Genomic DNA, 23,059 nt, shown 5'->3' on the forward strand with positions numbered 1-23,059 from the left:
CCGAAACCATGCGCCAGCGTTGCGGATACCGCTAAACCTTAACCCAATCCACGACAAACCCAAGAAAAAACCACGCAGGCGCCGCCCGGCTCACCGAAACGGGGCAGGGGCCTGGCACCGATCCGGTGCATGGATGCCGGTTCTTGAACTGTCCTGGTGCCTTTTTGCAGGTCTGCCACTTCATGGAAAACATGCACAGCGCGATGGACTCCCTGGTCCATGGCTCCAACACCTTGTTCATCCTCATGGGCGCGATCCTGGTCCTGGCCATGCACGCGGGGTTCGCCTTTCTCGAGGTCGGCACGGTGCGGCACAAAAACCAGGTCAACGCCCTGTCGAAGATCCTCAGCGACTTCGCCGTCTCGGCCCTGGTGTATTTTTTCATCGGCTACTGGATCGCTTATGGCGTGAGTTTCCTGCAACCGGCGGCGACGCTGGCCAGCGATCACGGCTATGCGCTGGTCAAGTGTTTCTTCCTGCTGACCTTCGCCGCGGCCATTCCGGCGATCATCTCCGGCGGTATCGCCGAGCGCGCGCGCTTTGCGCCGCAACTGTGCGCGACGGCGTTGATCGTGGCGTTCATCTACCCGTTCTTCGAAGGCGTGGTGTGGAATGGCAACTTTGGCCTGCAGGCCTGGTTGCAGGCGCGTTTCGGCGCGCCGTTCCATGATTTTGCCGGATCCGTGGTGGTACACGCCATGGGCGGCTGGCTGGCGCTGGCGGCGGTGTTGCTGCTCGGCGCGCGCCGTGGCCGCTACCGCGACGGGCGCCTGGTGGCGTTCGCGCCGTCAAGCATTCCGTTCCTGGCGCTGGGCTCGTGGATCCTGATCATCGGCTGGTTCGGCTTCAACGTCATGAGCGCGCAGACCCTGCAGGGGGTGAGCGGGCTGGTGGCGATCAACTCGCTGATGGCCATGGTCGGCGGCACGCTGTCGGCCCTGCTGGCGGGGCGTAACGACCCGGGCTTTCTGCACAACGGCCCGTTGGCCGGCCTGGTGGCGGTGTGCGCGGGCTCCGACCTGATGCACCCGGTGGGCGCGCTGGTCACCGGGCTGGTGGCCGGTGGCCTGTTCGTCTGGTGCTTCACTGCCGCGCAGAACCGCTGGAAGATCGACGACGTGCTGGGGGTATGGCCCTTGCACGGCGTGTGTGGCATCTGGGGCGGCATTGCCTGCGGCGTGTTCGGCCAGGCGGCCCTGGGTGGCCTGGGCGGCGTCAGCCTGGTCAGCCAGCTGCTGGGGAGCCTGGCGGGTGTGCTGGTGGCGTTGGTCGGCGGTTTTGCCGTATATGGCTTGATCAAGGCGCTGCATGGCCTGCGCCTGAGCCACGAGGAGGAGTTCCAGGGCGCGGACCTGGCCGTGCACCGGATCGGCGCCACCAGCCAGGATTGAGCCAGGTCAGGTGCGCGTTGGCGGGGACGGACCTAGAATGAGCATCCATTCATGCGAATTACGGATGTCTGCATGCTCCCTGAAACCCAGTTGTTCGGCACCGTGGGGTGCCACCTGTGTGAAGTGGCCGAGGCCGTGCTGATGCCGTTCGTCGAGCACGGCCTGCTGGTCGAGCTGGTCGATATCGCCGACAGCGAGGCGCTGTTCGAACGCTACGGGCTGAGCATCCCGGTGCTGCGCCGTTGCGATACCGGCGCCGAGCTGGGCTGGCCGTTCGATGCCGAGCAGGTGGTGGCCTTCCTCGGCTGAGTCGCGCATTGACGAGCGGGTGGCTCGCTCCGTATGCTGTATATAAATACAGTATCCGAGGTGAAGCCATGCTCAATGTCGAGCAACTCAAGTACAGCGTCAATCACATGGCTCCCGAGCGTGTGTGCGAGGCCGTGCTGGAATTGCGCCTCGACGGCATCGTCACCGACGAACGCACGCCGTTCGGCAAGGTGCATTTCAACACCTGCTTTGCCGAGATCGAGGCGCTGTTCCAGCGCGCCGGCTTTCACCGTCCGCTGGACGTGGTGGGCTATCAGGGCCTGAGTTACGCCCTCTACGATCCGGGGCGCTGGGACGCGGTGCAGGTGCTGCGCTGGCTCAAGGCGCGCTGCGAGCCGGCCAGCGAGGCTGGTTGAGGGGCAGGGGGTAGGAGATAATGTCCGCCCACGTAGAACCGAGCCCGATGATGACCACGCCTTTCGACCCCGCCCACCAGCAAGCCAGTACCGTATGCCTGCCTCCGGGGCCCTGGGCAAACGTGCTCGACTGCCTGTGCGATCACTTCAAGGGCATCGCGCGTGAGCAGTGGCTTGACCGCTTCGCCCGGGGCCGGGTGCTGAATGCCGACGGCCAGCCCATTGCGGCGGATACGCTCTATCGGCGGGGCATGCGCTTGCACTATTTCCGTGAAGTGCCCAACGAGAAGGTGATCCCGGTGCAGGAAGAGATCCTGCATGTCGACGAGCACCTGGTGGTGGCGGACAAGCCGCACTTCCTACCCGTCACGCCCACCGGCGAGTACGTCGAACAGACGCTGCTGCGCCGGCTCATCCGGCGCCTGGACAACCCGCACCTGGTGCCGCTGCACCGCATCGACCGGCACACCGCCGGGCTGGTGCTGTTTTCCGCCAACCCGCAAAGCCGTGGCGCCTATCAGCGCCTGTTCCCCGAGCGGCGCATCGACAAGCACTACCAGGCCATCGCCGCGGCCATGCCGCAGCATGACTACCCGCTGGTGCACCGCAGCCGTCTGGTGCATGGCGAGCCGTTCTTCCGCATGCATGAAGTGGAAGGGGCCGACAACAGCGAAACCCACGCCTGTGTGCTGGAGAAGAATGGCGAGCTGTGGCGCTATGGCCTGTCACCGGTCACCGGCAAGACCCATCAGTTGCGGGTGCATATGGCGGCGTTGGGCGCGGGGATCTGCAACGATCCTTTTTATCCGCAGCTGGTCAACGAACAGGATGATTACGCGCGGCCACTCAAGCTGCTGGCCCACAGCCTGCGCTTCGAGGATCCGTTGACGGGTGAGGTGCGTTATTTCGAAAGCCGCTTGAAGTTGGATTGGTAAAGGCCAGTCCCACATCTTCGCCCGGCGCTGTCTTGGGCAAATGTCTCAAGCTGGCGCGATCCCTGTGGGAGCGGGCTTGCCCGCGAACCGGCGCAGCCGGTGCCAGGCACCGCGTCGCTTGCACAGGCATGGGGCATGGCTTGAGGCCGGCACCGCCGCTGTAGGCGCCAGCACGGCTGGCGCCTACAGTCTGTCACCGCTGGTCAGCGGTTGAAGCGTTCCACCAGCGAGTACTGGGTACCCGCCGTGCTGGTCAGCTCTTCGCTGAGCAGCGCCGAGCGCTGGGCCTGGCCGGAGGTCTGGTCGGCCAGGTCGGCGATGGTGCTGATGTTGCGGCTGATCTCCTCGGCCACCGCGGACTGCTCCTCGGTGGCGGCGGCGATCTGGGTGGCCATGTCGGTGATATTGGCCACCGCCTCGCTGATACCCACCAGCGCCTGGTCGGCCTCCATCACCCGCTCGACGCCTTCCTGGGCCTGGCGGTGGCCGGTTTCCATGGTCTGCACCGCGTTGTTGGCGGTCTGCTGCAGCTTGGCGATCAGGGTGTGGATCTGCCCGGTGGATTCGGCGGTGCGCTGGGCCAGCTGACGGACCTCGTCGGCCACCACGGCAAAGCCGCGGCCCATCTCGCCGGCACGTGCCGCTTCGATGGCGGCGTTGAGCGCCAGCAGGTTGGTCTGGTCGGCAATGCCCTTGATCACATCGACCACGCCGCCGATCTCGTCGCTGTCCTTGGCCAGCTGGGTGACGGTCAGCCCGGTCTCGCCCACGGCGGCGGACAGCCGCTCGATGGCGTCACGGGTCTCGCCGGCGATGTTGCGGCCCTGGCTGGTCAGGCGATTGGCTTCCTGGGTGGCGTCGGCGGTGCGCTGGACATGGTTGGCCACTTCCTGGGTGGTGGCGGCCATCTGGTTGACGGCGGCGGCGACCTGCTCGGTCTCCACCCGCTGGCGCTCCAGGCCCGAAGAGCTCTGGTGGGCCAAGGCGTCGGACTGGCGGGCCTGGTCGCTGAGCTGCTCGGCGCTGTCCTGCAGGCGGGTCAGGCAGGTCTTCATCCGTGCGTCCTGGCTGAGCATGGCCATTTCCAGGCGCGCCTGGACGCCGCGGCTGTCGGTGTACATCTGCGCGATCAGCGGGTCGGAGGTGGTCTGTTCGGCCAGGCGCAGCAGGCGCTTGAGCCCGCGCTGCTGCCAGCTCAGGCCGAGCAGGCCGAGCGGCACCGACAGGCCGGCGGCCAGGGCGAAGCCCCAGGAATGGCCGAGCCAGTTGCCGATCAGGAAGCCGATCTGGCTGACCAGGATGAACGGCAGCCAGTCCTGCAGCACCGGCAGCCACTTGTCGCGTTTCGGGATGGCCGAGCGGCCCTGGTTGATGCGCTGGTACAGCGCTTCGGCGCGGCGGATCTGCTCGGCGGTGGGCTTGACCCGCACCGACTCGTAGCCGACCACCTGGTTGCTGTCGAAGATCGGCGTGACGTAGGCGTTGACCCAGTAATGGTCGCCCGACTTGCAGCGGTTCTTGACGATGCCCATCCACGGCAGGCCTTGCTTGAGGGTCTGCCACATGTGGGCGAACACGGCCGGTGGCACATCGGGGTGGCGCACCAGGTTGTGCGGCGCGCCCATCAGGTCCTCGCGGGAAAAACCGCTGATCTCGATGAAGGCATCGTTGCAGTAGGTGATCACGCCCTTGGCGTTGGTGGTGGAGATCAACCGCTGCTGGGCAGGGAAAGTCCGTTCTCTCTGGGTAATCGGCTGGTTGTTACGCATTGGCTGTTCAATCCGCAAGGCTTTCGACGGGTATCGGCAAGCCTCTGGTTTTATTGAATGAATATTTAACTGGCTTGATCTGGGGCAAGGTGCCATCAGTGCGGCTGAGCTAATGCAGCCCACCTGATCGCAGCCGTTGCCGCCAATATTGCAGTTTTCTTTATAAATGATGACGATCAGGTCTGATCATGACCGATTGTTCAATTCGGGGCCAGCATCGGGTAGCTGAAAGCGGCGAAGTGCGCCAGGTTGACGCAGGTGTGGCACAGCACCGCCGCCGCCAGCCCGCCATGGCGATAGGCCAGACCATACCCCACCCCGGCCAGGGTGGCCAGGTAGAACCATTGCCAGCCACCGGCCAGGTGGGCGAGGCCGAACAACAGCGCGGCCACCAGCAACGCCAGCCCTTCATGCCTGAACAGACGTTGCAGGCCGCCCTGGATATAGCCACGGAACAACAGTTCTTCGGTCAGGCTCACCAACAGCAGGTTGTTCAGCAGCCACAGCCAGGCCTGGTCGGGCCATTTCGGTGCCCAGGCGACCATGCCCAGTGCCCAGGCGCCGCCCAGGCAGGCGAGCAGGGTCAATGGCAGGGTCAGTGCCAGGCCGGGCAGCAGGCCGCGTGGGCGCAGCATCACCAGCCACGGGCAGGCCAGCAGCAACCACAGACCGATCAGAGGCTTGTCCAGGTTGAGGTACAGGGAGAAGGGCACGGCGCCGTCGCTGAGCACGGCCTTGTCGATCACTTTGGCGCTGTGGAAGCCGGGCAGCCAGTGCAGGGCCAGGGCGAGGGCGAGCAGGATGAACAGCAAGTGGCCGAGGCTTTGTTGCCAGCGTACCGGACGGCGGGCGAGCAGTGCGCTGCACAGCAGGGCGAGCAAGGCGGGCAGGGCGGCGAGGCCGAGGCTGCCGTAGGTCAGGGCGATTGCATAGCCGAGGGCGAGCAGGAGCAGGGCGATCCAGTGGGGAAGAGGCATGACATTTCCTTAGTGCCGGTGAATCCGAGGAGGGTAGGACTTACCCCATGGCCTTCAGGACACTTGGATGTTTACGCGCTTGGGCGGGTAATGCCGGGACCACTTTGCGGTCCTTTCGCGGCACAAGGCCGCTCCTACAAGAGATCGCGTTCCCCTGTAGGAGCGGCCTTGTGCCGCGAAAGGGCTGCGAAGCCAACTATCGCCTGCTTTGCTCCGCGATCAATTGCCGCAGCACATAATGCAGGATCCCCCCTGACTTGAAGTACTCCACCTCATTGAGGGTATCGATCCGGCACAGCACTTCGATCTGCTCCTGGCGCCCGTCCTCGCGGGTGATGCGCACCTTCAGGCTCATGCCCGGGCGGATCTGCGCCCCGCCAAGGCCCAGCACATCGATGCGTTCCTTGCCGGTCAGTCCGAGGCGCTTGCGGTCGTCGCCGGCCTTGAACTGCAGCGGCAGCACGCCCATGCCCACCAGGTTTGAGCGGTGGATGCGCTCGAAACTCTCCGCCAGCACCGCCTTGACCCCCAGCAGGTTGGTGCCCTTGGCCGCCCAGTCGCGGCTGGAGCCGGTGCCGTATTCCTGCCCGGCGATCACCACCAGTGGCGTGCCGTCCTGCTGGTAGCGCATGGCGGCATCGTAGATCGACAGTTTTTCGCCCGTGGGTACGTACAGGGTGTTGCCGCCTTCCTCGCCACCGAGCATCTCGTTGCGGATGCGAATGTTGGCGAAGGTGCCGCGCATCATCACCTCATGGTTGCCGCGCCGTGAACCGTAGGAGTTGAAGTCCCGTGGTTCCACGCCCTTGCCGCGCAGGTAGCGGCCGGCCGGGCTGTCGGCCTTGATGTTGCCGGCCGGGGAGATATGGTCGGTGGTCACCGAGTCGCCGAGCAGGGCGAGGATGCGCGCGCCGTGGATATCGCCGATTTCCGGCAGTGGACCACCGATGTCGTCGAAGAACGGCGGGTGCTGGATATAGGTGGAATCGTCCTGCCAGACATAGGTGGCCGCCAGGGGCACCTCGATGGCCTGCCACTGGGCGTCGCCGGCGAACACTTCGGCGTACTCCTTGTGGAACATGCGTGTGTCGACCTTGCGCACGGCCTCGGCGATTTCCTGCTGGCTTGGCCAGATATCGCGCAGGTACACGGGCTTGCCGTCCTTGCCGGTACCCAGGGCGTCCTTGGTCAGGTCCAGCCGCACGCTGCCGGCCAGGGCATAGGCCACTACCAGCGGCGGCGAGGCCAGCCAGTTGGTCTTGACCAGCGGGTGCACCCGGCCTTCGAAGTTGCGGTTGCCCGACAGCACCGAAGCGACGGTGAGGTCGGCGCTGCCGATGGCTTTCTCGATCGCCTCGTCCAGGGGGCCGGAGTTGCCGATGCAGGTGGTGCAGCCATAGCCAACCAGGTCGAAGCCAAGCTGGTCGAGGTAAGGTGTCAGGCCCGCGGCCTTGTAGTAGTCGGTGACCACCTTGGAACCTGGCGCCAGTGAGCTCTTGACCCAGGGTTTGCGGGTCAGGCCCTTCTCCACGGCTTTTTTCGCCACCAACCCGGCCGCCATCATCACGCTTGGGTTCGAGGTATTGGTGCAGGAGGTGATGGCGGCGATCACCACGGCGCCGTCGCGCAGGGTGTGAGTCTGGTTTTCGTGGGTGTAGTCGATCTCGCCGGCCTGGTCGGCATTGCCCACCGCCACACCGCCGCCGCCCTCGCTTTCCAGGCGGCCGACCTCTTTGGCCAGTGGCTTGGGCTGCAGCTCGATGAAGTGGTCGAAGGCCTGGGCGACCTGGCCCAGGGCGACCCGGTCCTGCGGGCGCTTGGGCCCGGCGAGGCTGGCTTCGACGTCGTTCATGTCCAGCGCCAGGGTATCGCTGAACAGCGGCTCCTGGCCCGGCAGGCGCCACAGGCCCTGGGCCTTGCTGTAGGCCTCGACCAGTTGCACGGCCTCCTCGGGGCGACCGGACAGGCGCAGGTAGTCCAGGGTTACCTGGTCCACCGGGAAGAAGCCGCAGGTGGCGCCGTACTCGGGAGCCATGTTGGCGATGGTGGCGCGGTCGGCCAGCGGCAGGTCGGCCAGGCCGTCACCATAGAACTCGACGAACTTGCCCACCACGCCCTTCTTGCGCAGCATCTGCGTCACCGTCAGCACCAGGTCGGTGGCGGTGATGCCCTCGCGCAGCTTGCCGGTGAGCTTGAAGCCGATCACCTCGGGGATCAGCATCGACACCGGCTGGCCGAGCATTGCCGCCTCGGCTTCGATGCCGCCCACGCCCCAGCCGAGCACGCCCAGGCCGTTGATCATGGTGGTGTGCGAGTCGGTGCCGACCAGGGTGTCGGGGAAGGCGTAGGTGCGGCCGTCCGCTTCACGGGTCCATACTGTGCGGCCCAGGTACTCGAGGTTGACCTGGTGGCAGATGCCGGTGCCCGGCGGTACCACGCGGAAGTTGTCGAAGGCGCTCTGGCCCCAGCGCAGGAAGGCGTAGCGCTCGCCGTTGCGTTGCATCTCGATGTCGACGTTCTGGGCGAAGGCATTGGGGCTGGCGTAGCGGTCGACCATTACCGAGTGGTCGATCACCAGGTCCACCGGCGACAACGGGTTGATCCGCTGCGGGTCGCCGCCGGCCTTGGCCATCGCAGCGCGCATGGCGGCCAGGTCGACCACCGCCGGTACGCCGGTGAAGTCCTGCATCAGCACCCGCGCCGGGCGGTACTGGATCTCGCGATCAGAGCGACGCTCCTGCAGCCACTGGGCCAGGGCGCGCAGGTCGTCGCCGGTGACGGTCTTGCCGTCTTCCCAGCGCAGCAGGTTTTCCAGCAGCACCTTCAGCGACATGGGCAGGCGTTGCAGGTCGCCGAGCTGGCGCGCGGCGTCGGGCAGGCTGAAATAGTGGTAGGCGCGGTCGGCCACCTGGAGGGTCTTGAGGGTTTTCAGGCTATCGAGCGAGGGCATTTACAACTCCTTGTGCTCCGGTGCCCGGCGACTGCGGGTCGCTCGCCGGTGTCACCGCTCTGGACCGGTCCGCACGGCACGGACCTGGCTGAACAGTCAGGTTAGACCGGTTTGTCCGCCCTGACCCTTTTCTGGACCGATGGGGCGTGTCGTCGGTTCCGATCTTCCTTTATCATTCGCCGCCCTGGCGCCGTCTGCGCCAGTGATGTGGAGTGAGAAATGAATACCCTGTTCATGCATTGCCGGCCCGGCTTCGAGGGCGAGGTCTGCGCCGAAATCAGCGAACACGCCGCCCACCTGGGCGTGGCCGGCTATGCCAAGGGCAAGCCGCAGAGTGCCTGTGCCGAGTTCGTCTGCAGCGAGGCGGACGGTGCCCAACGCATGATGCAGACGCTGCGCTTTTCGCAGCTGATCTTCCCGCGCCAGTGGGCCCGCGGCGCCTACGTCGAGCTGCCGGAGACCGACCGCATCAGCGTGCTGCTCGAGCACCTTGCCGCGCTGCCGGTGTGCGGCAGCCTTTGGCTGGAAGTGCTCGACAGCAACGACGGCAAGGAACTGTCGACCTTCTGCCGCAAGTTCGAAGTACCGCTGCGCAAGGCCCTGGAAAAGGCCGGACGGCTGGTGGACGACGCCCGGCGGCCGCGCCTGCTGCTGACCTTCATCAGTGGCCGGCGGGTGTTCCTGGGGCTGGCCGAGGCCGACAACTCGGCGCTGTGGCCGATGGGCATCCCGCGCCTGAAGTTCCCCCGCGAAGCCCCCAGCCGCTCGACCCTCAAGCTCGAGGAGGCGTGGCACCAGTTCATTCCCCGCGAGCAGTGGGACCAGCGCCTGAACGACGACATGACCGGCGTCGACCTGGGCGCCGCCCCCGGCGGCTGGACCTACCAGCTGGTCAAGCGCGGCATGCTGGTGACCGCCATCGACAACGGGCCGATGGCCGAAAGCCTGATGGACACTGGCCTGGTCACCCACCTGATGGCTGACGGCTTCACCTGGAAACCCCGCCAGACCGTGGACTGGATGGTCTGCGACATCGTCGAGAAGCCGGCGCGCACCGCCTCGCTGATCGAGACCTGGCTGGGCGAAGGACTGTGCCGCGAGGCAGTGGTCAACCTGAAGCTGCCGATGAAGCAGCGCCATGCCGAGGTGCGCAAGCTGCTCGAGCGCATCGAGGCCGGGTTCAAGGCGCGCAAGGTGAAGGTGTCGATCGCCTGCAAGCAGCTGTATCACGACCGCGAGGAAGTGACCTGCCACCTGCGCCGGTTGGACCTGAAACCGCGTTAAACGGGTTTGCCCGGCCACTGTAGGAGCGGCCTTGTGCCGCGAAAGGGCCGCAAAGCGGCCCCAGGATTTCAGCGTGAAAGCAGAAATTGCCGGGGCTGCTCTGCAGCCCTTTCGCGGCACAAGGCCGCTCCTACAGGGGGCTGCGGTTCTCAGCCCCTTGGAGCACCTCGACCGATGCGCCACAATGACGATCATTTTGCGGAGCCTTTCATGACCGATTTCACCCACGACGCGATCCTCGACGCCACCGGCCTGAACTGCCCGGAGCCGGTGATGATGCTGCACAAGCACGTGCGCGAGCTGGCCGGCGGCGGCGTGCTCAAGGTGATCGCCACCGACCCGTCGACCCGTCGCGACATTCCCAAGTTCTGCATCTTCCTCGGCCACGAGTTGCTCGGCCAGCAGGAAGAGGCCGGCACCTACCTGTACTGGATCCGCAAGAAGGCCGACTGAGCCGGCTGCGAGCGCGCTACACTGCGCTCCCCTGACAGGAGAGCACCATGCTGATAGTTGCCGACGAGAATATCCCGCTGCTCGATGCCTTCTTCGCCGGTTTCGGCGAGATCCGCCGCTACCCCGGCCGGGCCATCGACGCCGCCTGCGTCAAGGACGCCGACGTGCTGCTGGTGCGCTCGGTGACCCGCGTCGACCGGCAACTGCTCGAAGGCAGCCGGGTGCGCTTTGTCGGCACCTGCACCATCGGCACCGATCACCTCGACCTCGACTATTTCGCCCAGGCCGGTATCCACTGGAGCAGCGCGCCGGGCTGCAACGCCCGTGGCGTGGTGGACTACGTGCTGGGCAGCCTGCTGACCCTGGCCGAACTCGACGGCGTTGACCTGGCCAAGCGCGTCTATGGCGTGGTCGGCGCCGGCGAGGTCGGCGGGCGCCTGGTGCGGGTGCTGCATGGCCTGGGCTGGAAGGTGCTGGTGTGCGACCCGGTGCGACAGGCCAGCGAGGGCGGCGACTTTGTCGACCTTCAGACGATCCTCGAGCAGTGCGACGTGATCAGCCTGCACACGCCGCTGCAACGCGGCGGCGATCACCCGACCTGGCACCTGCTCGACCAGCCGCGCCTGGCCCGCTTGCGTGCCGGCGCCTGGCTGATCAACGCCAGCCGCGGCCCGGTGGTGGACAACGCGGCCCTGCGCGAACTGCTGCTGGATCGCGAGGATCTGCACGCGGTGCTTGATGTGTGGGAGGGCGAGCCGCAGGTGGACCTGCAACTGGCCGACCTGTGCACCCTGGCCACGCCGCATATCGCCGGCTACAGCCTGGACGGCAAGCAGCGGGGCACGGCGCAGATCTACCAGGCCTTCTGCCGCTGGCGAGGGGAGCCCGAGCAGGTGCGCCTGGCCGACCTGTTGCCGGCGCCGGGTCTGGCGCAGATCGAGTTTGACCCGAGCGCGGATCCGGCGTGGGCATTGGCCACCCTGTGCCGGGCGGTCTACGACCCACGTCGCGACGATGCGGATTTTCGTCGCAGCCTGAGCGAAGAGCCGGCCGAACAGCGTGCAGCGTTCGACCTGCTGCGCAAGCACTACCCGGTAAGGCGCGAGATCGAGGGGCTGGCGGTACGTGTCCGTGGAGAGGCGCCGCAGCTGGTTCAACTGGTCAGCGCACTGGGGGCGGTGCTGGCCTGACGGCCAGCCAATAAAAACCCGGCGCAAGCGCCGGGTTGCACGCAATTCGGGGGTCAGGCCTTGCCGACTTTCTTGACCCGGCTGTCTTCCAGGTCCTTGCAGGCCTTCTGGATCATCTGCTCGGTGATCGGGACCTCGCGGCCCTGGGCATCGATGATCGAGCCGCAGACCTGAGGTTGCGGACGGTTCTGGTTCTTGGGCGTATCGGTGTGCTGCAAGCTCATATCCTGTCTCCTCTTTCAGGTTCAAGCTCAAGGTAGTGCTTCGCCGTGACTGGTCTGTGACAGTTTCTTCGGCGTCATGCCGGAACAGTCCAACAGAAAGCGCGACAAAGCTCCAGACACAGGTTAGAACGAATGAGCATAGTCACTGTTGTTCTGTTCGATCATGGGACGGCGACGGATTCCCAGGCGTTGCATGGGGCCGACGAGTGGTAGTCTTGGTCTAATCCGTGCAAAGAACGACTTTCGCCATGCCCGAGCCAATCTCTCCCCGCCAGCGCCGCGCCCTGCACCTGGGCTGGCATTTCGTGCGCCCCTATCGCCGCCAGGCGCTACTGGCCTTGCTGGCGCTGGTGGTCACCGCCGCCATCACCCTGTCCATGGGGCAGGGCATCCGCCTGTTGGTCGACCAGGGGTTCATGACCGGTTCGGCGCACCAGCTCAACCAGACCATTGGCCTGTTCCTGCTGCTGGTGATGGCGCTGGCGGTGGGGACCTTCGCCCGTTTCTACCTGGTGTCGTGGATCGGCGAGCGTTGCGTGGCCGATATCCGCCGGGCGGTGTTCGACCACCTGATCGGCCTGCACCCGGGTTTTTTCGAGGACAACCGCAGCTCGGAAATCCAGTCGCGGCTGACCGCCGACACCACCTTGCTGCAGTCGGTGATCGGTTCGTCGCTGTCGATGTTCCTGCGCAACGCGCTGATGGTGCTGGGCGGGGTGATCCTGCTGTTCGTCACCAACCCCAAGCTGACCAGCATCGTGGTGCTGGCCTTGCCCCTGGTGCTGGCGCCGATCCTGCTGTTCGGGCGGCGCGTGCGCAGCCTGTCGCGGCAGAGCCAGGACCGGGTGGCCGACGTGGGCAGCTATGTCGCCGAGACCCTCGGTCAGATCAAGACGGTGCAGGCCTACAACCATCAAGGGCATGACCAGGCGCGCTTCGCCGAGACCGTGGAGGCGGCGTTCGGCGTGGCGCGCCGGCGCATCGCCCAGCGTGCCTGGCTGATCACCCTGGTGATCGTGCTGGTGCTCGGGGCGGTAGGGGTGATGCTCTGGGTCGGCGGCATGGACGTGATCGCCGGACGCATCTCCGGCGGCGAGCTGGCCGCCTTCGTGTTCTACAGCCTGATCGTCGGCAGCGCCTTCGGCACCCTGAGCGAGGTGATCGGCGAACTGCAGCGTGCCGCCGGTGCCGCCGAGCGCATCGCCGAGCTGCTGGCGGCGCAGACGGCTATCCTGGCGCCGGCACGACCGCAGGGGCTGGCGCAGGGCCGTGCCACGGGTGACATCCAGCTGTGCGACGTGCGCTTCGCCTACCCGTCACGCCCCACTGCCGCTGCCATCGATGGCCTGAGCCTGCACATCCGCCCGGGCGAGACCGTGGCCCTGGTCGGGCCGTCGGGGGCCGGCAAGTCGACCCTGTTCGACCTGCTGCTGCGCTTCTACGACCCGCAGGGCGGCGCGATTCTGCTCGACGACCAACCGATCACCGGGCTGGAGCCGGCCGAGCTGCGTCGCCAGTTCGCCCTGGTGGCCCAGCAGCCGGCGCTGTTCCGTGGCACGGTCGAGGCCAACATCCGCTACGGTCGGCCCGAGGCCAGTCTGGCCGAGGTCGAGGCGGCGGCGCGCGGCGCCCATGCCCATGAGTTCATCGCCCAGTTGCCCCAGGGCTACCAGACGCTCCTGGGTGAAGGCGGCGTGGGTTTGTCCGGCGGCCAGCGCCAGCGCCTGGCGATCGCCCGGGCGTTGCTGGTGGATGCGCCGATCCTGCTGCTGGACGAGGCCACCAGCGCCCTGGACGCGCAGAGCGAGCACCTGATCCAGCAGGCGTTGCCGCAGTTGATGGCCGGGCGCACCACGCTGGTCATCGCCCACCGCCTGGCGACGGTGCAGCATGCCGACCGCATCGCGGTGATCGACAAAGGCCGACTGGCGGCAGTTGGCAGCCATCGACAATTGATCGAGCAAAGCCCACTCTACGCACGCTTGGCTGCGCTGCAGTTCAACCCGGCCTGAGCGGCCGTGGCTGTCGCTGTTTTGTAACAATTCTGTAGCAATTGCCTGAGACTATCTGCCTCGGTTGTTGCGCAGGTGCTCGCCCTGGCTGTCATCGCCCGATGGCGGCGTTTTCGGGCCAGCGAACGAGGACAAGGATGCCTCCGTCGGCGGTGCCGTCGCGCGCCGTTTTCCCTCTTCCTTGTTCCGAGATCCGCAATCTTGCGTAAATCCCTCAGAGTGCAAATTCTCTCCCTGCTCGGTGGCAGCCTGGTGGCGATCCTGCTGATCGCCCTGGTGTGCTTCCAGTTCCTGTCGTCCAGCGTGCGCGGCTATGCCGAGCTGGTGGACGGGCCGTTGCGTGCCTCGCAACTGATCGACGAAGCCAACCTGCAGTTCAAGATCCAGGTGCAGGAGTGGAAGAACGTGCTGCTGCGCGGTCGCCAGCCGGCGGAGCTGGACAAGTACTGGCAGCAGTTCCAGAGCCGCGAGCAGCAGGTGCAGCAGTTGCTGGGGCAATTGATCGACAGCAGTGAGCCGGCGCTCAAGGCGCGCCTGGAGCAGCTCAAGGCCAGCCACCGGCAGCTGGGCTCGGCCTATGAGCAGGGACGCCAGGCGTTCCTGGCCGCCGGCGGCGACCCGGTGGCGGGCGACCTGGCGGTCAAGGGCGTGGACCGGGCCACCAGCGACCAGATGAGCGCGCTGGTGGAGCAGTTGCGCGCCGACGCCCACGGGCGTGCCGGCGCCATCAGCGCCAGCGCCGAGCGCACGGTGTGGCTGGGCGTGCTGGTGATGCTGGGCTCGGCCGTGCTGGTCGGGCTGTTCAGCCTGTGGCTGGTCAATCGCAGCCTGGTCGAGCCGATTCGCCAGCTGATCGACTATGTCGCCCAGCTCAGCCAGGGGCGTTTCGCCGCCCGTGTCGACAGCCGCCGCGAGGATGAACTGGGGCGCCTGGCGCTGGCCGCCAACACCCTGCGCGACTTCCTCGCTGACACCGTCGGCCGCCTCAAGGACAACGCCGAGGAGCTGGAAAGTGCCAGCGGCCGGCTGCGCAGCATCGCCGGCGACATGGCCCATGGCACCCACGACCAGTTCCAGCGCACCGACCAGGTCGCCACGGCCATGCACGAGATGTCGGCCACCGCCCAGGAAGTGGCGCGCCACGCCGCCGACGCCGCCCGCGCCGCGGACGAGGCCGACCACAGTGCCCAGGCCGGCGAGCAGGTCATGCAGCGGACCATCGATACCATTGCCGTGGTCAACCGCGAGATCGCCGGTACCGCGGCGGTGATCCGTCACCTGGAGCACGACAGCACGCGCATCGGCAAGGTGCTCGAAGTGATTCGCGGCATCGCCGAGCAGACCAACCTGCTGGCGCTCAACGCCGCCATCGAGGCCGCCCGTGCCGGCGAGGCCGGGCGTGGTTTTGCGGTGGTGGCCGACGAAGTGCGCAGCCTGGCCCAGCGCACTGCGGCGTCGATCGCCGAGATCCACCAGATCATCGAGGCGGTGCAATCGGGCGCGGTGGAGGCAGTCAAGGCCATCGAGAGCGGCCAGCAGCGCAGCGAGGAGGGCGCCGAGCAGGTGCAGCAGGCCGGGCAAATGCTGCAGCGCATCACCACGGCAGTGGAGGCGATCCGCGATATGAACCGGCAGATCGCCACCGCCGCCGAGGAACAGACCAGTGTCGCCGAGGACATCTCGCGCAACCTGGTCGAGATCACCCGCATCGCCACCGCCAACCAGGAGGCCGTGCAGCACACCGAGCAAGCCGGGCAGCGCCTGCATGGGTTGTCGGGCCAGTTGGGCGAAGTCACTTCCCGCCTCACTGCCTGACAAGCCTGCACGATCCCTGTGTAGGAGCGGCCTTGTGCCGCGAACGGGCCGCAAAGCGGCCCCGGCTATTTTCGCCATGGCGCTGATATCCTGGGGCTGCTGCGCAACCCTTTCGCGGCACGAGGCCGCTCCTACAGGCGTTCGGGGGAAAACCGCCATTCCTCAGGCAAAGTACCCATCCATTTGGCGGATTGCCGCCAACCCGCCCTGCCAAGCCCACTGCGCCATTGGCCCAGGCCAACCTGGCACACTCCCTGCTTTACGGCGCTCCGGGCCACGGCCCGAGGCGATCGTGCCCCGATTTCGCAAGACTCCTGCTGACCAGAACAACAACATCCGGGCGTGCACGCCGGGGGCAACGACTGCCAGTCCTTCACTTCAATTGGATTGAGCTAATGAAAAAAATCCTGCTGACGCTCCTGTGCCTGAGCGTCATCGGCTGCTCCAAGCCCGCGGAGCCACAGAAGTCCGTCGATGTCCTGCTGATCGGCGGCGGCATCATGAGTGCGAGCCTGGGGACCTACCTCACCGAGCTGGAACCGAACTGGAAGGTCGACGTCTACGAGCGCATGGACCAGGTCGCCGAGGAAAGTTCCAACGCCTGGAACAACGCCGGCACCGGCCACTCGGCGTTCTGCGAGCTGAACTACACCAGCGTCGGCAAGGACGGCAGCATCGACATCAGCAAGGCGGTCAACGTCAACGAGCAGTTCGAGGTGTCCAAGCAGTTCTGGGCCTACCAGGTCGAGCAGGGCGTGCTGAGCAACCCGCGTTCGTTCATCAACAATGTGCCGCACATGAGCTTCGTCTGGGGTGACGACAACGTCGCCTTCCTGCACAAGCGCGTCGAGGCCCTGCAACACAGCTCGCTGTTCCGTGGCATGGAGATCACCGAGGACCACGAGCAGATCCGCAAGTGGGTGCCGCTGGTAATGGAAGGCCGTGATCCCGGGCAGAAAGTGGCCGCGACCCGCATGGCCATCGGCACCGACGTGAACTTCGGCGAGATCACCCGCCAGCTGTTCGCCTCCATGACCCGCAATCCCAATGTGCAGCTGCACCTGAGCCATGAAGTGCGCGACATCGTGCGCAACGACGATGGCAGCTGGAACGTGGTAGTGGCCGACCTGGCCAACGGCGGCAAGGCGTCTTCGGTCAAGGCCAGGTTCGTCTTCATCGGTGCCGGTGGCGGCGCGCTAAAGCTGCTGCAGAAGTCCGGTATTGCGGAAGCTGAAGGCTATGCAGGCTTCCCGGTCGGTGGCCAGTTCCTGATGACCGACAACGCTGACCTGGTTGCCCGCCACAAGGCCAAGCTGTACGGCAAGGCCTCGGTCGGCGCGCCGCCGATGTCGGTGCCGCACCTGGACACCCGGGTGATCGATGGCAAGGAAGTGCTGCTGTTCGGTCCGTTCGCGACCTTCTCCACCAAGTACCTCAAGCACGGCTCGCTGCTGGACATGTTCAGCTCGCTGACCACCCACAACATCAGCCCGATGATGCATGCCGGCATCGACAACATTGACCTGAGCACCTACCTGATGGGTCAGCTGATGCTCAGTTTCGATGACCGCATGGCGGCCCTGCGCGAGTACTTCCCCAACGCCAAGAACGAAGACTGGAAACTGCTCCAGGCCGGCCAGCGCGTGCAGGTGATCAAGAAGGATCCCGAGCACGGTGGCGTGCTGCAGTTCGGTACCGAAGTGGTGGCCGCCGAGGACGGCAGCATTGCCGCGCTGCTAGGCGCTTCGCCCGGCGCCTCGACCGCCGCGCCGATCATGCTGAGCGTGCTGGAGAAGACCTTCAAGGATCGGATCAAGAGTGCCGAGTGGCAAGCCAAGCTCAAGGAGATCGTGCCGACCTACGGCCAGAAGCTGAACAACGACCTCGAGCTGACCAACAAGACCCGTGAGTGGAGCAGTGCGCGCCTGCAACTGCTGTACGTGCCGGTGTTGCCGGAGTAACCGTGTGAGCTGAGCGTGGGAGCGGCGCCAGCCTGTAGGAGCGGCCTTGCCGAGGCGTCGGACCGGCCGGAAAGGGCCGCAAAGCGGCCCTGGCGATCTTTGCAACAACGCTGAAATCCCGGGGCTGCTGTGCAGCCCTTTCGCGGCACAAGGCCGCTCCTACAGGGCCCAGTGGTGCCTGATGCAGGGCGCCACCAGGCCTTTTCGCAGGCAACAAAAAACCCGCTCGAAGCGGGTTTTTTGCGGGATATGGTCGGAGAGACAGGATTCGAACCTGCGGCCTTCTCGTCCCGAACGAGACGCGCTACCTGGCTGCGCTACACTCCGATGTCCAAAATGCTACTGCATCGCTTTTTTCAACGCAACCCCTTGTTGCAAAAAGGAGTTGCGCTAAAAAGCGGGACTGGATCACAGCTCCTTGACGGTGCGGATCTGGTCCTTGTTGATGCGCGTGCGCTTGCCGTCGAGCTGCTCGAATTCGTAGAAACCGGAATCGTCGTCATAGGATGGGGTGTCCACCGCCTGGATCTCGCGGCCGTCGTTCAGGGTGATGACGGTTGGCGAGGCGCAGCCGGCGAGGGCGCCCAGGCCCAGGGCAAGCAGGAAGGCGGGAAGGGTCCGTTGGATCATCGTGTTTCTCCAGTGCGATGGTGCTAGATGTCATTAAGACGCAGGGCGTCCACGCAAGTTCCTTGCACAGTGCAGCATAGCGCCATCGCGGCGGCATTGACCAAGAACAACGCCGCGGGCGGCCTGTGATATAACAGCGCACATTCCCAGTTACCCTGCGACGGACTCCCATGAAAGCCAAGGCAGATACCCCTTTCGTTGCGCTGAACATCGCCGTGCTGACGGTCAGCGACACCCGCACCTTTGACACCGACACCTCCGGCCAGCTGTTCGTCGATCGCCTGAGCGCCGCCGGCCACCGCTTGGCCGAGCGGGTGCTGCTCAAGGACGACCTGTACAAGATCCGCGCCCAGGTCGCGACCTGGATCGCCGACGACCAGGTGCAGGTGGTGCTGATCACCGGCGGCACCGGTTTCACCGGCCGCGACAGTACCCCGGAAGCCGTGGCGTGCCTGCTGGACAAGCAGGTCGAGGGCTTCGGCGAGCTGTTCCGGCAGATCTCGGTGGCCGATATCGGCACCTCCACCGTGCAGTCCCGCGCCCTGGCCGGGCTTGCCAACGGCACCCTGGTCTGCTGCCTGCCGGGCTCGACCAACGCCGTGCGCACCGGTTGGGACGGCATCCTTGCCGAGCAGCTGGACGCCCGTCATCGGCCGTGCAATTTCGTGCCGCACCTGAAGCAGGCGGCGGCCTGTGACAGCCGTGGCTGAGGTGGCCCGGCCCTTGATGCCGGTGGAAGAGGCCCTGGAGCGCCTGCTGGCGCTGGCCGACACGGCGCCCATCGCCGAGACCGAACAGGTACCGCTGGCCGAGGCCGAAGGGCGGGTCCTGGCCCATGAGCTGGTGGCTGGCCTCGACCTGCCGCCGTGGCCCAACAGCGCCATGGACGGCTACGCGCTGCGCCTGGCCGACTGTCAGGGCGAACCGCTGCGGGTGACCCAGCGCATCTTCGCCGGGCATGCACCACAGCCCCTGGAACCTGGCACCTGCGCACGGATCTTCACCGGCGCGCCGCTGCCGGAAGGTGCCGATTGCGTCGAGATGCAGGAAAACACCGAGGTGCTCGAGGATGGTCGGGTGCGTTTCCTCGAACCGCTGGCGCTGGCGCAGAACGTTCGCCCCAAGGGCCAGGAAACCCGTGTCGGCGAACAGGTGATGAGCGCCGGCACGCGGCTGGGCCCGATCCAGCTCGGGCTGGCCGCGACCCTGGGTTTCGGCACGCTCGAAGTGCGGCGTCGGCCCCGGGTGGCGGTGCTGTCGACCGGCGACGAACTGGTCGAGCCGGGCCTGGCCCTGGGCCCCGGGCAGATCTACAACAGCAACCGACGCCTGCTGGTCAGCTGGCTGCAACGCCTGGGCTGCACGGTGGTCGACGCCGGCATCCTCCCGGACGATCTCGAGCGCACCCGCCAGTGCCTGGGCGGGCTGGGCGATGTCGACCTGATCCTGTCCACCGGAGGCGTGTCGGTGGGCGAGGCCGATTTCCTCGGCCTGGCCCTGCGCGAGGCGGGCGAGCTGGCGCTGTGGAAGCTGGCGATCAAGCCGGGCAAGCCGCTGACCTTCGGCCATTACCAGGGGGTGCCGGTGATCGGCCTGCCGGGCAATCCGGCCTCGACGCTGGTCACCTTCGGCCTGCTGACCCGGCCCTACCTGCTGCGTCGAATGGGCGTGGCCCATGTCGCGCCGCTGCGCTTCAGCGTGCCGGCGGGTTTCGACTGGCCCAAGGCCGGAACGCGCCGCGAGTACCTGCGGGTACGCATCGAGGACGGTCGCGTGCGCATCTACAAGAACCAGAGCTCCGGCGTGCTGCGCAGCGCGGCATGGGCCGATGGCGTGGTGGAGGTGCTCGAAGGCACGACGCCGCAACAGGGCGATGCGGTGACGTTCATTCCGTTCAGCGAGCTACTTGGCTAGCACGCCGCCGGCGGCTGCGGCGCCGGCCGGCGCCAGCTGGGTCAGGCGCATGTGCACGTTCTCCAGCTGCTGGGCGGCGACGCTCCAGTCATGACGCTGGCGGGCGAACTGGCGCCCGGCCTCACTGAGCTGGCACATGCGCCATGGCTGGTTGAGCAGCTGGGTGACCAGCAGCGCCAGTTGGCCGCTGTCGTCGCTGCCCAGGTAGTGCTCGCCGTTGTTCATGGCCAGGCCCGAGGCGCCCTTGCTGGTGGTGATCACCGGCAGCCCGGCGGCCATGGCTTCGAGGATCTTCACCTTGGAGCCGCCAGCATGGCGCAGCGGCGCGAAAAAAAGCGCCGAGCGCCGTTGCAGCTCGCGCAGGTCGGGGCGATAGCCCACCCACTCGATGCGCGGGTCGTTCCAGTGCAGCTTCCAGCTGGCCGGCAGGGCGTGGCCGGCAATGGCCAGGCGCACCGCCGGATTGCTCATCCACACCTGAGGCAGGATCTCTTCCAGCGCCCATTCGATGGCCTCCAGGTTGGCGCCGTACTCGAAATTGCCGACGAACAGCAGACGCTGGCTGTGCGGCGTGGGGCGAACCTCCTGGTAGTGGTCGCAGTCCACGCCATTGACCACCACGTTCACCGGGCGCCCGCTGATCTGGCCGATAAGCTCGGCATCATGGGCGCTGACCGCCACCACCTCGGTGGGCTGGCGCAGCACTCGCTGCTCCCAGCGCCGGTAGCGCCAGCGGTCGAAGGCGTTCAGCGGCCGTAGCCACAGGGGCAAGCGGTCGTGGCAGGCGGCGCCCATCACCGATTCCAGGTAGTGCTCGCTGAGCATGTAGGGCAGGCCACGGGCCTGCAAGGCCTTCTCGAACGGCTGGAAACTGTAGCTGTGCTCGATCTGGATCACGTCCCAGGGTTCGTCCAGCAACTGCTCGAAGCGGTGCCTCAGGCAGGGCGCCAGGCCATTGATGATGGCCCGCATGGGGTAGTCGATGATGGGCGAGGCCAGCAGGTTCAGCGGGCTGTGCAGCGCGCGCCGGGGCAGCACCACCAGGCGCTCCACCAGCGGCTCCAGGGCCTCGCGCGCCGCGTCGCTCAAGGGTACCTTGGACTGCACCAGCAAGGTGATCCGGTGGCCATGCTGCGCCAGGGCGCGCAGCAGGTGGTATTGCCGGGTCTTGCTGCCGCTGGTGGTGGGCCAGGGCAGGTAGGGCAGGGTCCAGAGTATGCGCATGAGCCCGAATCCTCGCGGTTGGCCGGGTGTCGGCCCTGGATGGCAAAACGCGCCCTCTGGCAGTCAAGCAGGTGCTGCTGCTGCCGGGGCGCGTCCATAGATATCAGTAAAGCGTACGATGTCGTCTTCGCCCAGGTATTCGCCGCTCTGCACCTCGATCATCACCAGGTCGATGACGCCGGGGTTGGTCAGGCGGTGGCTGCGTCCGGGCTTGATGAAGGTCGACTCGTTGGTGTCGAGCAGAAACTCCTCTTCACCGTTGGTCACGCAGGCCATGCCGCTGACCACGATCCAGTGCTCGCTGCGGTGATGGTGCATCTGCAGCGACAGCGATTCGCCGGGGCGGACCATGATGCGCTTGATCTTGAACCGTGGCCCTTCCTCGAGCACGGTGTACAGGCCCCAGGGGCGGGTCACGGTGCGGTGCAGGCGGTAGGCGTCGTGGCCCTGGCGCTTGAGTTGCTGGGCGATCACCTTGACCTCCTGGCTGCGCGCGGCATCGGCGATCAGCAGGGCGTCGGGGGTGTCGATGACGATCAGGTTGTCCAGGCCCACCGCGCCCACCAGCCGACGCGGTGAGTCGATGTAGCAGTTGCTCACGTCATGCAGCACGGTTTCGCCGTTGCAATGATTGCCCTGGCTGTCGGCCGGGCGCAGCTCGCGCACCGCTTCCCAACTGCCGATATCACTCCAGCCGATGGCGCAGGGCACCACGGCCACCTGGGTGGAGGGCTCCATGAGTGCGTAGTCGATGGAGATGTCGGGGGCCTGCGCGAAACTGTCGGCGTCGAGTTCCACCTGCTGGCCGCACGTCCCCTCCTTGAACAGGCTCTGCGCCAGGCAGTGGGTCACGTTGTGCAGCACCTCGGGGGCATGGGCCTGCAGCTCCTGCAGCACGGTGCCCGCGCGCAGGCAGAACATGCCGGCGTTCCACAGGTGCCGGCCTCCGTCCAGGTAGGCCTGGGCGGTGTCGGCGTCGGGCTTTTCGACGAAGCGGGCGACCCGATAGCCGTCGTTACCCAGTACCTCTCCTTGTTCGATGTAGCCGAAGCCGGTTTCGGCGCGGGTCGGCAGCAGGCCGAAGGTGGTCAGCCAACCTTTTCCGGCCAGGGCCATGGCCCGCTGGACGGCCGCCTCGAAGGCGCCCTGGTCCTGGATCAGGTGGTCGGCGGGCAGCACCAGCAGCAGGCTGTCCTCGCCATGCAGGCGGGCGCAGTGCAGCGCCGCGGCGGCGATGGCGGGGGCGGTGTTGCGGCCGAAAGGTTCGAGGATGAAGTCGAGGGCGATACGCTGGGTACTGACCTGGCGATACTCGTCCTGGGTACGGAACACCACTTCGCGGTTGGTCACCGTGAGCACCCGTTCGACGCCGGGCAGGCTGCTGGCGCGGCTGAAGGTCTTCTGCAGCAGGCTCATGCCATCGGGCAGGCGCATGAAGGGCTTGGGCATGGCCTCGCGGGAGACCGGCCACAATCGGGTACCGGCGCCGCCAGCGATGATGCAGGGAATCAGAACGCTCATAGTCACAGCCTCGAATCAGGGCGCCGGGGGCAGCGCAATGCAAGGAAATCACGACCTGTCAGGCGTCTGGCGGCACAAAGTCAATAAAATGACTTTTCGAGTCGGCTTCGTCCGTGATGGCCA

The 23,059-nt window shown here is 66.4% G+C and carries 19 protein-coding genes, 1 tRNA gene and 1 pseudogene; 13 read left to right on the forward strand and 8 right to left on the reverse strand.

The window, feature by feature from the left end; translation table 11 throughout:
* Positions 1–182: 182 nt before the first annotated feature.
* From PRtIB026_RS11545 to PRtIB026_RS11560, 4 genes are all read left to right on the forward strand, one after another.
* Positions 183–1,391, forward strand: coding sequence for an ammonium transporter (locus tag PRtIB026_RS11545; protein WP_232856033.1), 1,209 nt, complete (start codon positions 183–185; stop codon positions 1,389–1,391).
* Positions 1,392–1,463: 72 nt separating this feature from the next.
* A complete protein-coding gene (locus PRtIB026_RS11550; RefSeq protein WP_050704806.1) occupies positions 1,464–1,700 on the forward strand; it encodes a glutaredoxin family protein in 237 nt (78 codons plus the stop codon).
* Between the two features lie 68 nt (positions 1,701–1,768).
* Positions 1,769–2,077: a transcriptional regulator gene (locus tag PRtIB026_RS11555; RefSeq protein WP_203647475.1), complete on the forward strand. Its 309-nt coding sequence runs from the start codon at positions 1,769–1,771 to the stop codon at positions 2,075–2,077.
* A 50-nt stretch (positions 2,078–2,127) separates the two neighbouring features.
* Entirely contained in the window at positions 2,128–3,012 is an 885-nt protein-coding gene (locus tag PRtIB026_RS11560; protein ID WP_203652685.1) for a pseudouridine synthase, read from the forward strand.
* Positions 3,013–3,215: 203 nt separating this feature from the next.
* On the opposite strand, the gene PRtIB026_RS11565 is transcribed toward PRtIB026_RS11560, so the two are convergent.
* The 3 genes from PRtIB026_RS11565 to acnA form a co-directional block, all read right to left on the reverse strand.
* A complete protein-coding gene (locus PRtIB026_RS11565) occupies positions 3,216–4,781 on the reverse strand; it encodes a methyl-accepting chemotaxis protein (protein ID WP_110738546.1) in 1,566 nt (521 codons plus the stop codon).
* Between the two features lie 200 nt (positions 4,782–4,981).
* Positions 4,982–5,758 (reverse strand): CPBP family intramembrane glutamic endopeptidase, encoded by a 777-nt coding sequence (locus PRtIB026_RS11570; RefSeq protein WP_203647474.1) that lies wholly within the window; start codon positions 5,756–5,758, stop codon positions 4,982–4,984.
* A gap of 196 nt (positions 5,759–5,954) precedes the next feature.
* Complete coding sequence (acnA, locus tag PRtIB026_RS11575) at positions 5,955–8,708, reverse strand: aconitate hydratase AcnA (protein WP_267813829.1); 2,754 nt, start codon at positions 8,706–8,708, stop codon at positions 5,955–5,957.
* A gap of 219 nt (positions 8,709–8,927) precedes the next feature.
* On the opposite strand from acnA, the gene rlmM reads away from it, so the two are divergent.
* The 3 genes from rlmM to pdxB all read left to right on the forward strand — a co-directional run bounded on the left by rlmM (position 8,928) and on the right by pdxB (position 11,635).
* Positions 8,928–9,992, forward strand: coding sequence for a 23S rRNA (cytidine(2498)-2'-O)-methyltransferase RlmM (rlmM, locus tag PRtIB026_RS11580; RefSeq protein WP_232856035.1), 1,065 nt, complete (start codon positions 8,928–8,930; stop codon positions 9,990–9,992).
* Between the two features lie 210 nt (positions 9,993–10,202).
* A complete protein-coding gene (gene tusA, locus PRtIB026_RS11585; protein WP_050704845.1) occupies positions 10,203–10,445 on the forward strand; it encodes a sulfurtransferase TusA in 243 nt (80 codons plus the stop codon).
* A 47-nt stretch (positions 10,446–10,492) separates the two neighbouring features.
* Entirely contained in the window at positions 10,493–11,635 is a 1,143-nt protein-coding gene (gene pdxB / locus PRtIB026_RS11590; RefSeq protein ID WP_203647473.1) for a 4-phosphoerythronate dehydrogenase PdxB, read from the forward strand.
* A gap of 53 nt (positions 11,636–11,688) precedes the next feature.
* Here the strand turns inward: pdxB and PRtIB026_RS11595 are convergent, their stop codons facing one another.
* Entirely contained in the window at positions 11,689–11,859 is a 171-nt protein-coding gene (locus tag PRtIB026_RS11595; protein ID WP_203647472.1) for a PA1571 family protein, read from the reverse strand.
* A 248-nt stretch (positions 11,860–12,107) separates the two neighbouring features.
* On the opposite strand from PRtIB026_RS11595, the gene PRtIB026_RS11600 reads away from it, so the two are divergent.
* The 4 genes and pseudogenes from PRtIB026_RS11600 (at position 12,108) to mqo (ending at position 17,647) form a co-directional block, all read left to right on the forward strand.
* On the forward strand, positions 12,108–13,871 hold the full coding sequence (locus PRtIB026_RS11600; protein ID WP_203647471.1) for an ABC transporter transmembrane domain-containing protein: 1,764 nt from the start codon (positions 12,108–12,110) through the stop codon (positions 13,869–13,871).
* A gap of 771 nt (positions 13,872–14,642) precedes the next feature.
* Positions 14,643–14,753: pseudogene (locus PRtIB026_RS26635) on the forward strand (hypothetical protein); the annotation flags it as partial.
* A gap of 228 nt (positions 14,754–14,981) precedes the next feature.
* Positions 14,982–15,686 (forward strand): methyl-accepting chemotaxis protein, encoded by a 705-nt coding sequence (locus PRtIB026_RS26640; protein WP_371263132.1) that lies wholly within the window; start codon positions 14,982–14,984, stop codon positions 15,684–15,686.
* A 395-nt stretch (positions 15,687–16,081) separates the two neighbouring features.
* The gene (gene mqo / locus PRtIB026_RS11610; RefSeq protein ID WP_203647470.1) at positions 16,082–17,647 is read left to right on the forward strand and encodes a malate dehydrogenase (quinone); all 1,566 of its coding nucleotides are present in this window, start codon (positions 16,082–16,084) and stop codon (positions 17,645–17,647) included.
* A gap of 250 nt (positions 17,648–17,897) precedes the next feature.
* Here the strand turns inward: mqo and PRtIB026_RS11615 are convergent.
* Positions 17,898–17,974: transfer RNA gene (locus PRtIB026_RS11615), tRNA-Pro, on the reverse strand.
* Between the two features lie 81 nt (positions 17,975–18,055).
* Positions 18,056–18,277 (reverse strand): YgdI/YgdR family lipoprotein, encoded by a 222-nt coding sequence (locus PRtIB026_RS11620; protein WP_023632528.1) that lies wholly within the window; start codon positions 18,275–18,277, stop codon positions 18,056–18,058.
* A gap of 170 nt (positions 18,278–18,447) precedes the next feature.
* Between PRtIB026_RS11620 and moaB the strand changes: the two genes are divergently transcribed.
* A complete protein-coding gene (moaB, locus tag PRtIB026_RS11625) occupies positions 18,448–18,987 on the forward strand; it encodes a molybdenum cofactor biosynthesis protein B (RefSeq protein ID WP_046856412.1) in 540 nt (179 codons plus the stop codon).
* A complete protein-coding gene (glp, locus tag PRtIB026_RS11630) occupies positions 18,971–20,191 on the forward strand; it encodes a gephyrin-like molybdotransferase Glp (RefSeq protein WP_203647469.1) in 1,221 nt (406 codons plus the stop codon). Before moaB ends, glp begins: the two co-directional genes overlap by 17 nt.
* On the opposite strand, the gene PRtIB026_RS11635 is transcribed toward glp, so the two are convergent.
* Entirely contained in the window at positions 20,180–21,415 is a 1,236-nt protein-coding gene (locus PRtIB026_RS11635; protein ID WP_110738539.1) for a glycosyltransferase family 4 protein, read from the reverse strand. The genes glp and PRtIB026_RS11635 overlap by 12 nt on opposite strands.
* A 63-nt stretch (positions 21,416–21,478) precedes the next feature.
* Positions 21,479–22,936, reverse strand: a complete 1,458-nt coding sequence (locus PRtIB026_RS11640; RefSeq protein WP_234562002.1) for a mannose-1-phosphate guanylyltransferase/mannose-6-phosphate isomerase — start codon at positions 22,934–22,936, stop codon at positions 21,479–21,481.
* Positions 22,937–23,059: the final 123 nt, after the last annotated feature.

Source organism: Pseudomonas sp. RtIB026 (assembly GCF_016861355.2).
GTDB lineage: Bacteria > Pseudomonadota > Gammaproteobacteria > Pseudomonadales > Pseudomonadaceae > Aquipseudomonas > Aquipseudomonas peradeniyensis.

What these genes read in the sequence shown, in the direction of transcription:
- mqo (WP_203647470.1), top strand. Translation starts at nt 16,082, where the DNA reads ATGAAAAAAATCCTGCTGACGCTCCTGTGCCTGAGCGTCATCGGCTGC.
- PRtIB026_RS11550 (WP_050704806.1), top strand. Translation starts at nt 1,464, where the DNA reads ATGCTCCCTGAAACCCAGTTGTTCGGCACCGTGGGGTGCCACCTGTGT.
- PRtIB026_RS11600 (WP_203647471.1), top strand. Translation starts at nt 12,108, where the DNA reads ATGCCCGAGCCAATCTCTCCCCGCCAGCGCCGCGCCCTGCACCTGGGC.
- pdxB (WP_203647473.1), top strand. Translation starts at nt 10,493, where the DNA reads ATGCTGATAGTTGCCGACGAGAATATCCCGCTGCTCGATGCCTTCTTC.
- PRtIB026_RS11635 (WP_110738539.1), bottom strand. Translation starts at nt 21,415, where the DNA reads ATGCGCATACTCTGGACCCTGCCCTACCTGCCCTGGCCCACCACCAGC.
- PRtIB026_RS26640 (WP_371263132.1), top strand. Translation starts at nt 14,982, where the DNA reads ATGTCGGCCACCGCCCAGGAAGTGGCGCGCCACGCCGCCGACGCCGCC.
- acnA (WP_267813829.1), bottom strand. Translation starts at nt 8,708, where the DNA reads ATGCCCTCGCTCGATAGCCTGAAAACCCTCAAGACCCTCCAGGTGGCC.
- PRtIB026_RS11565 (WP_110738546.1), bottom strand. Translation starts at nt 4,781, where the DNA reads ATGCGTAACAACCAGCCGATTACCCAGAGAGAACGGACTTTCCCTGCC.
- PRtIB026_RS11555 (WP_203647475.1), top strand. Translation starts at nt 1,769, where the DNA reads ATGCTCAATGTCGAGCAACTCAAGTACAGCGTCAATCACATGGCTCCC.
- PRtIB026_RS11545 (WP_232856033.1), top strand. Translation starts at nt 183, where the DNA reads ATGGAAAACATGCACAGCGCGATGGACTCCCTGGTCCATGGCTCCAAC.
- rlmM (WP_232856035.1), top strand. Translation starts at nt 8,928, where the DNA reads ATGAATACCCTGTTCATGCATTGCCGGCCCGGCTTCGAGGGCGAGGTC.
- tusA (WP_050704845.1), top strand. Translation starts at nt 10,203, where the DNA reads ATGACCGATTTCACCCACGACGCGATCCTCGACGCCACCGGCCTGAAC.
- moaB (WP_046856412.1), top strand. Translation starts at nt 18,448, where the DNA reads ATGAAAGCCAAGGCAGATACCCCTTTCGTTGCGCTGAACATCGCCGTG.
- PRtIB026_RS11570 (WP_203647474.1), bottom strand. Translation starts at nt 5,758, where the DNA reads ATGCCTCTTCCCCACTGGATCGCCCTGCTCCTGCTCGCCCTCGGCTAT.
- PRtIB026_RS11560 (WP_203652685.1), top strand. Translation starts at nt 2,128, where the DNA reads ATGACCACGCCTTTCGACCCCGCCCACCAGCAAGCCAGTACCGTATGC.
- PRtIB026_RS11640 (WP_234562002.1), bottom strand. Translation starts at nt 22,936, where the DNA reads ATGAGCGTTCTGATTCCCTGCATCATCGCTGGCGGCGCCGGTACCCGA.
- PRtIB026_RS11620 (WP_023632528.1), bottom strand. Translation starts at nt 18,277, where the DNA reads ATGATCCAACGGACCCTTCCCGCCTTCCTGCTTGCCCTGGGCCTGGGC.
- PRtIB026_RS11595 (WP_203647472.1), bottom strand. Translation starts at nt 11,859, where the DNA reads ATGAGCTTGCAGCACACCGATACGCCCAAGAACCAGAACCGTCCGCAA.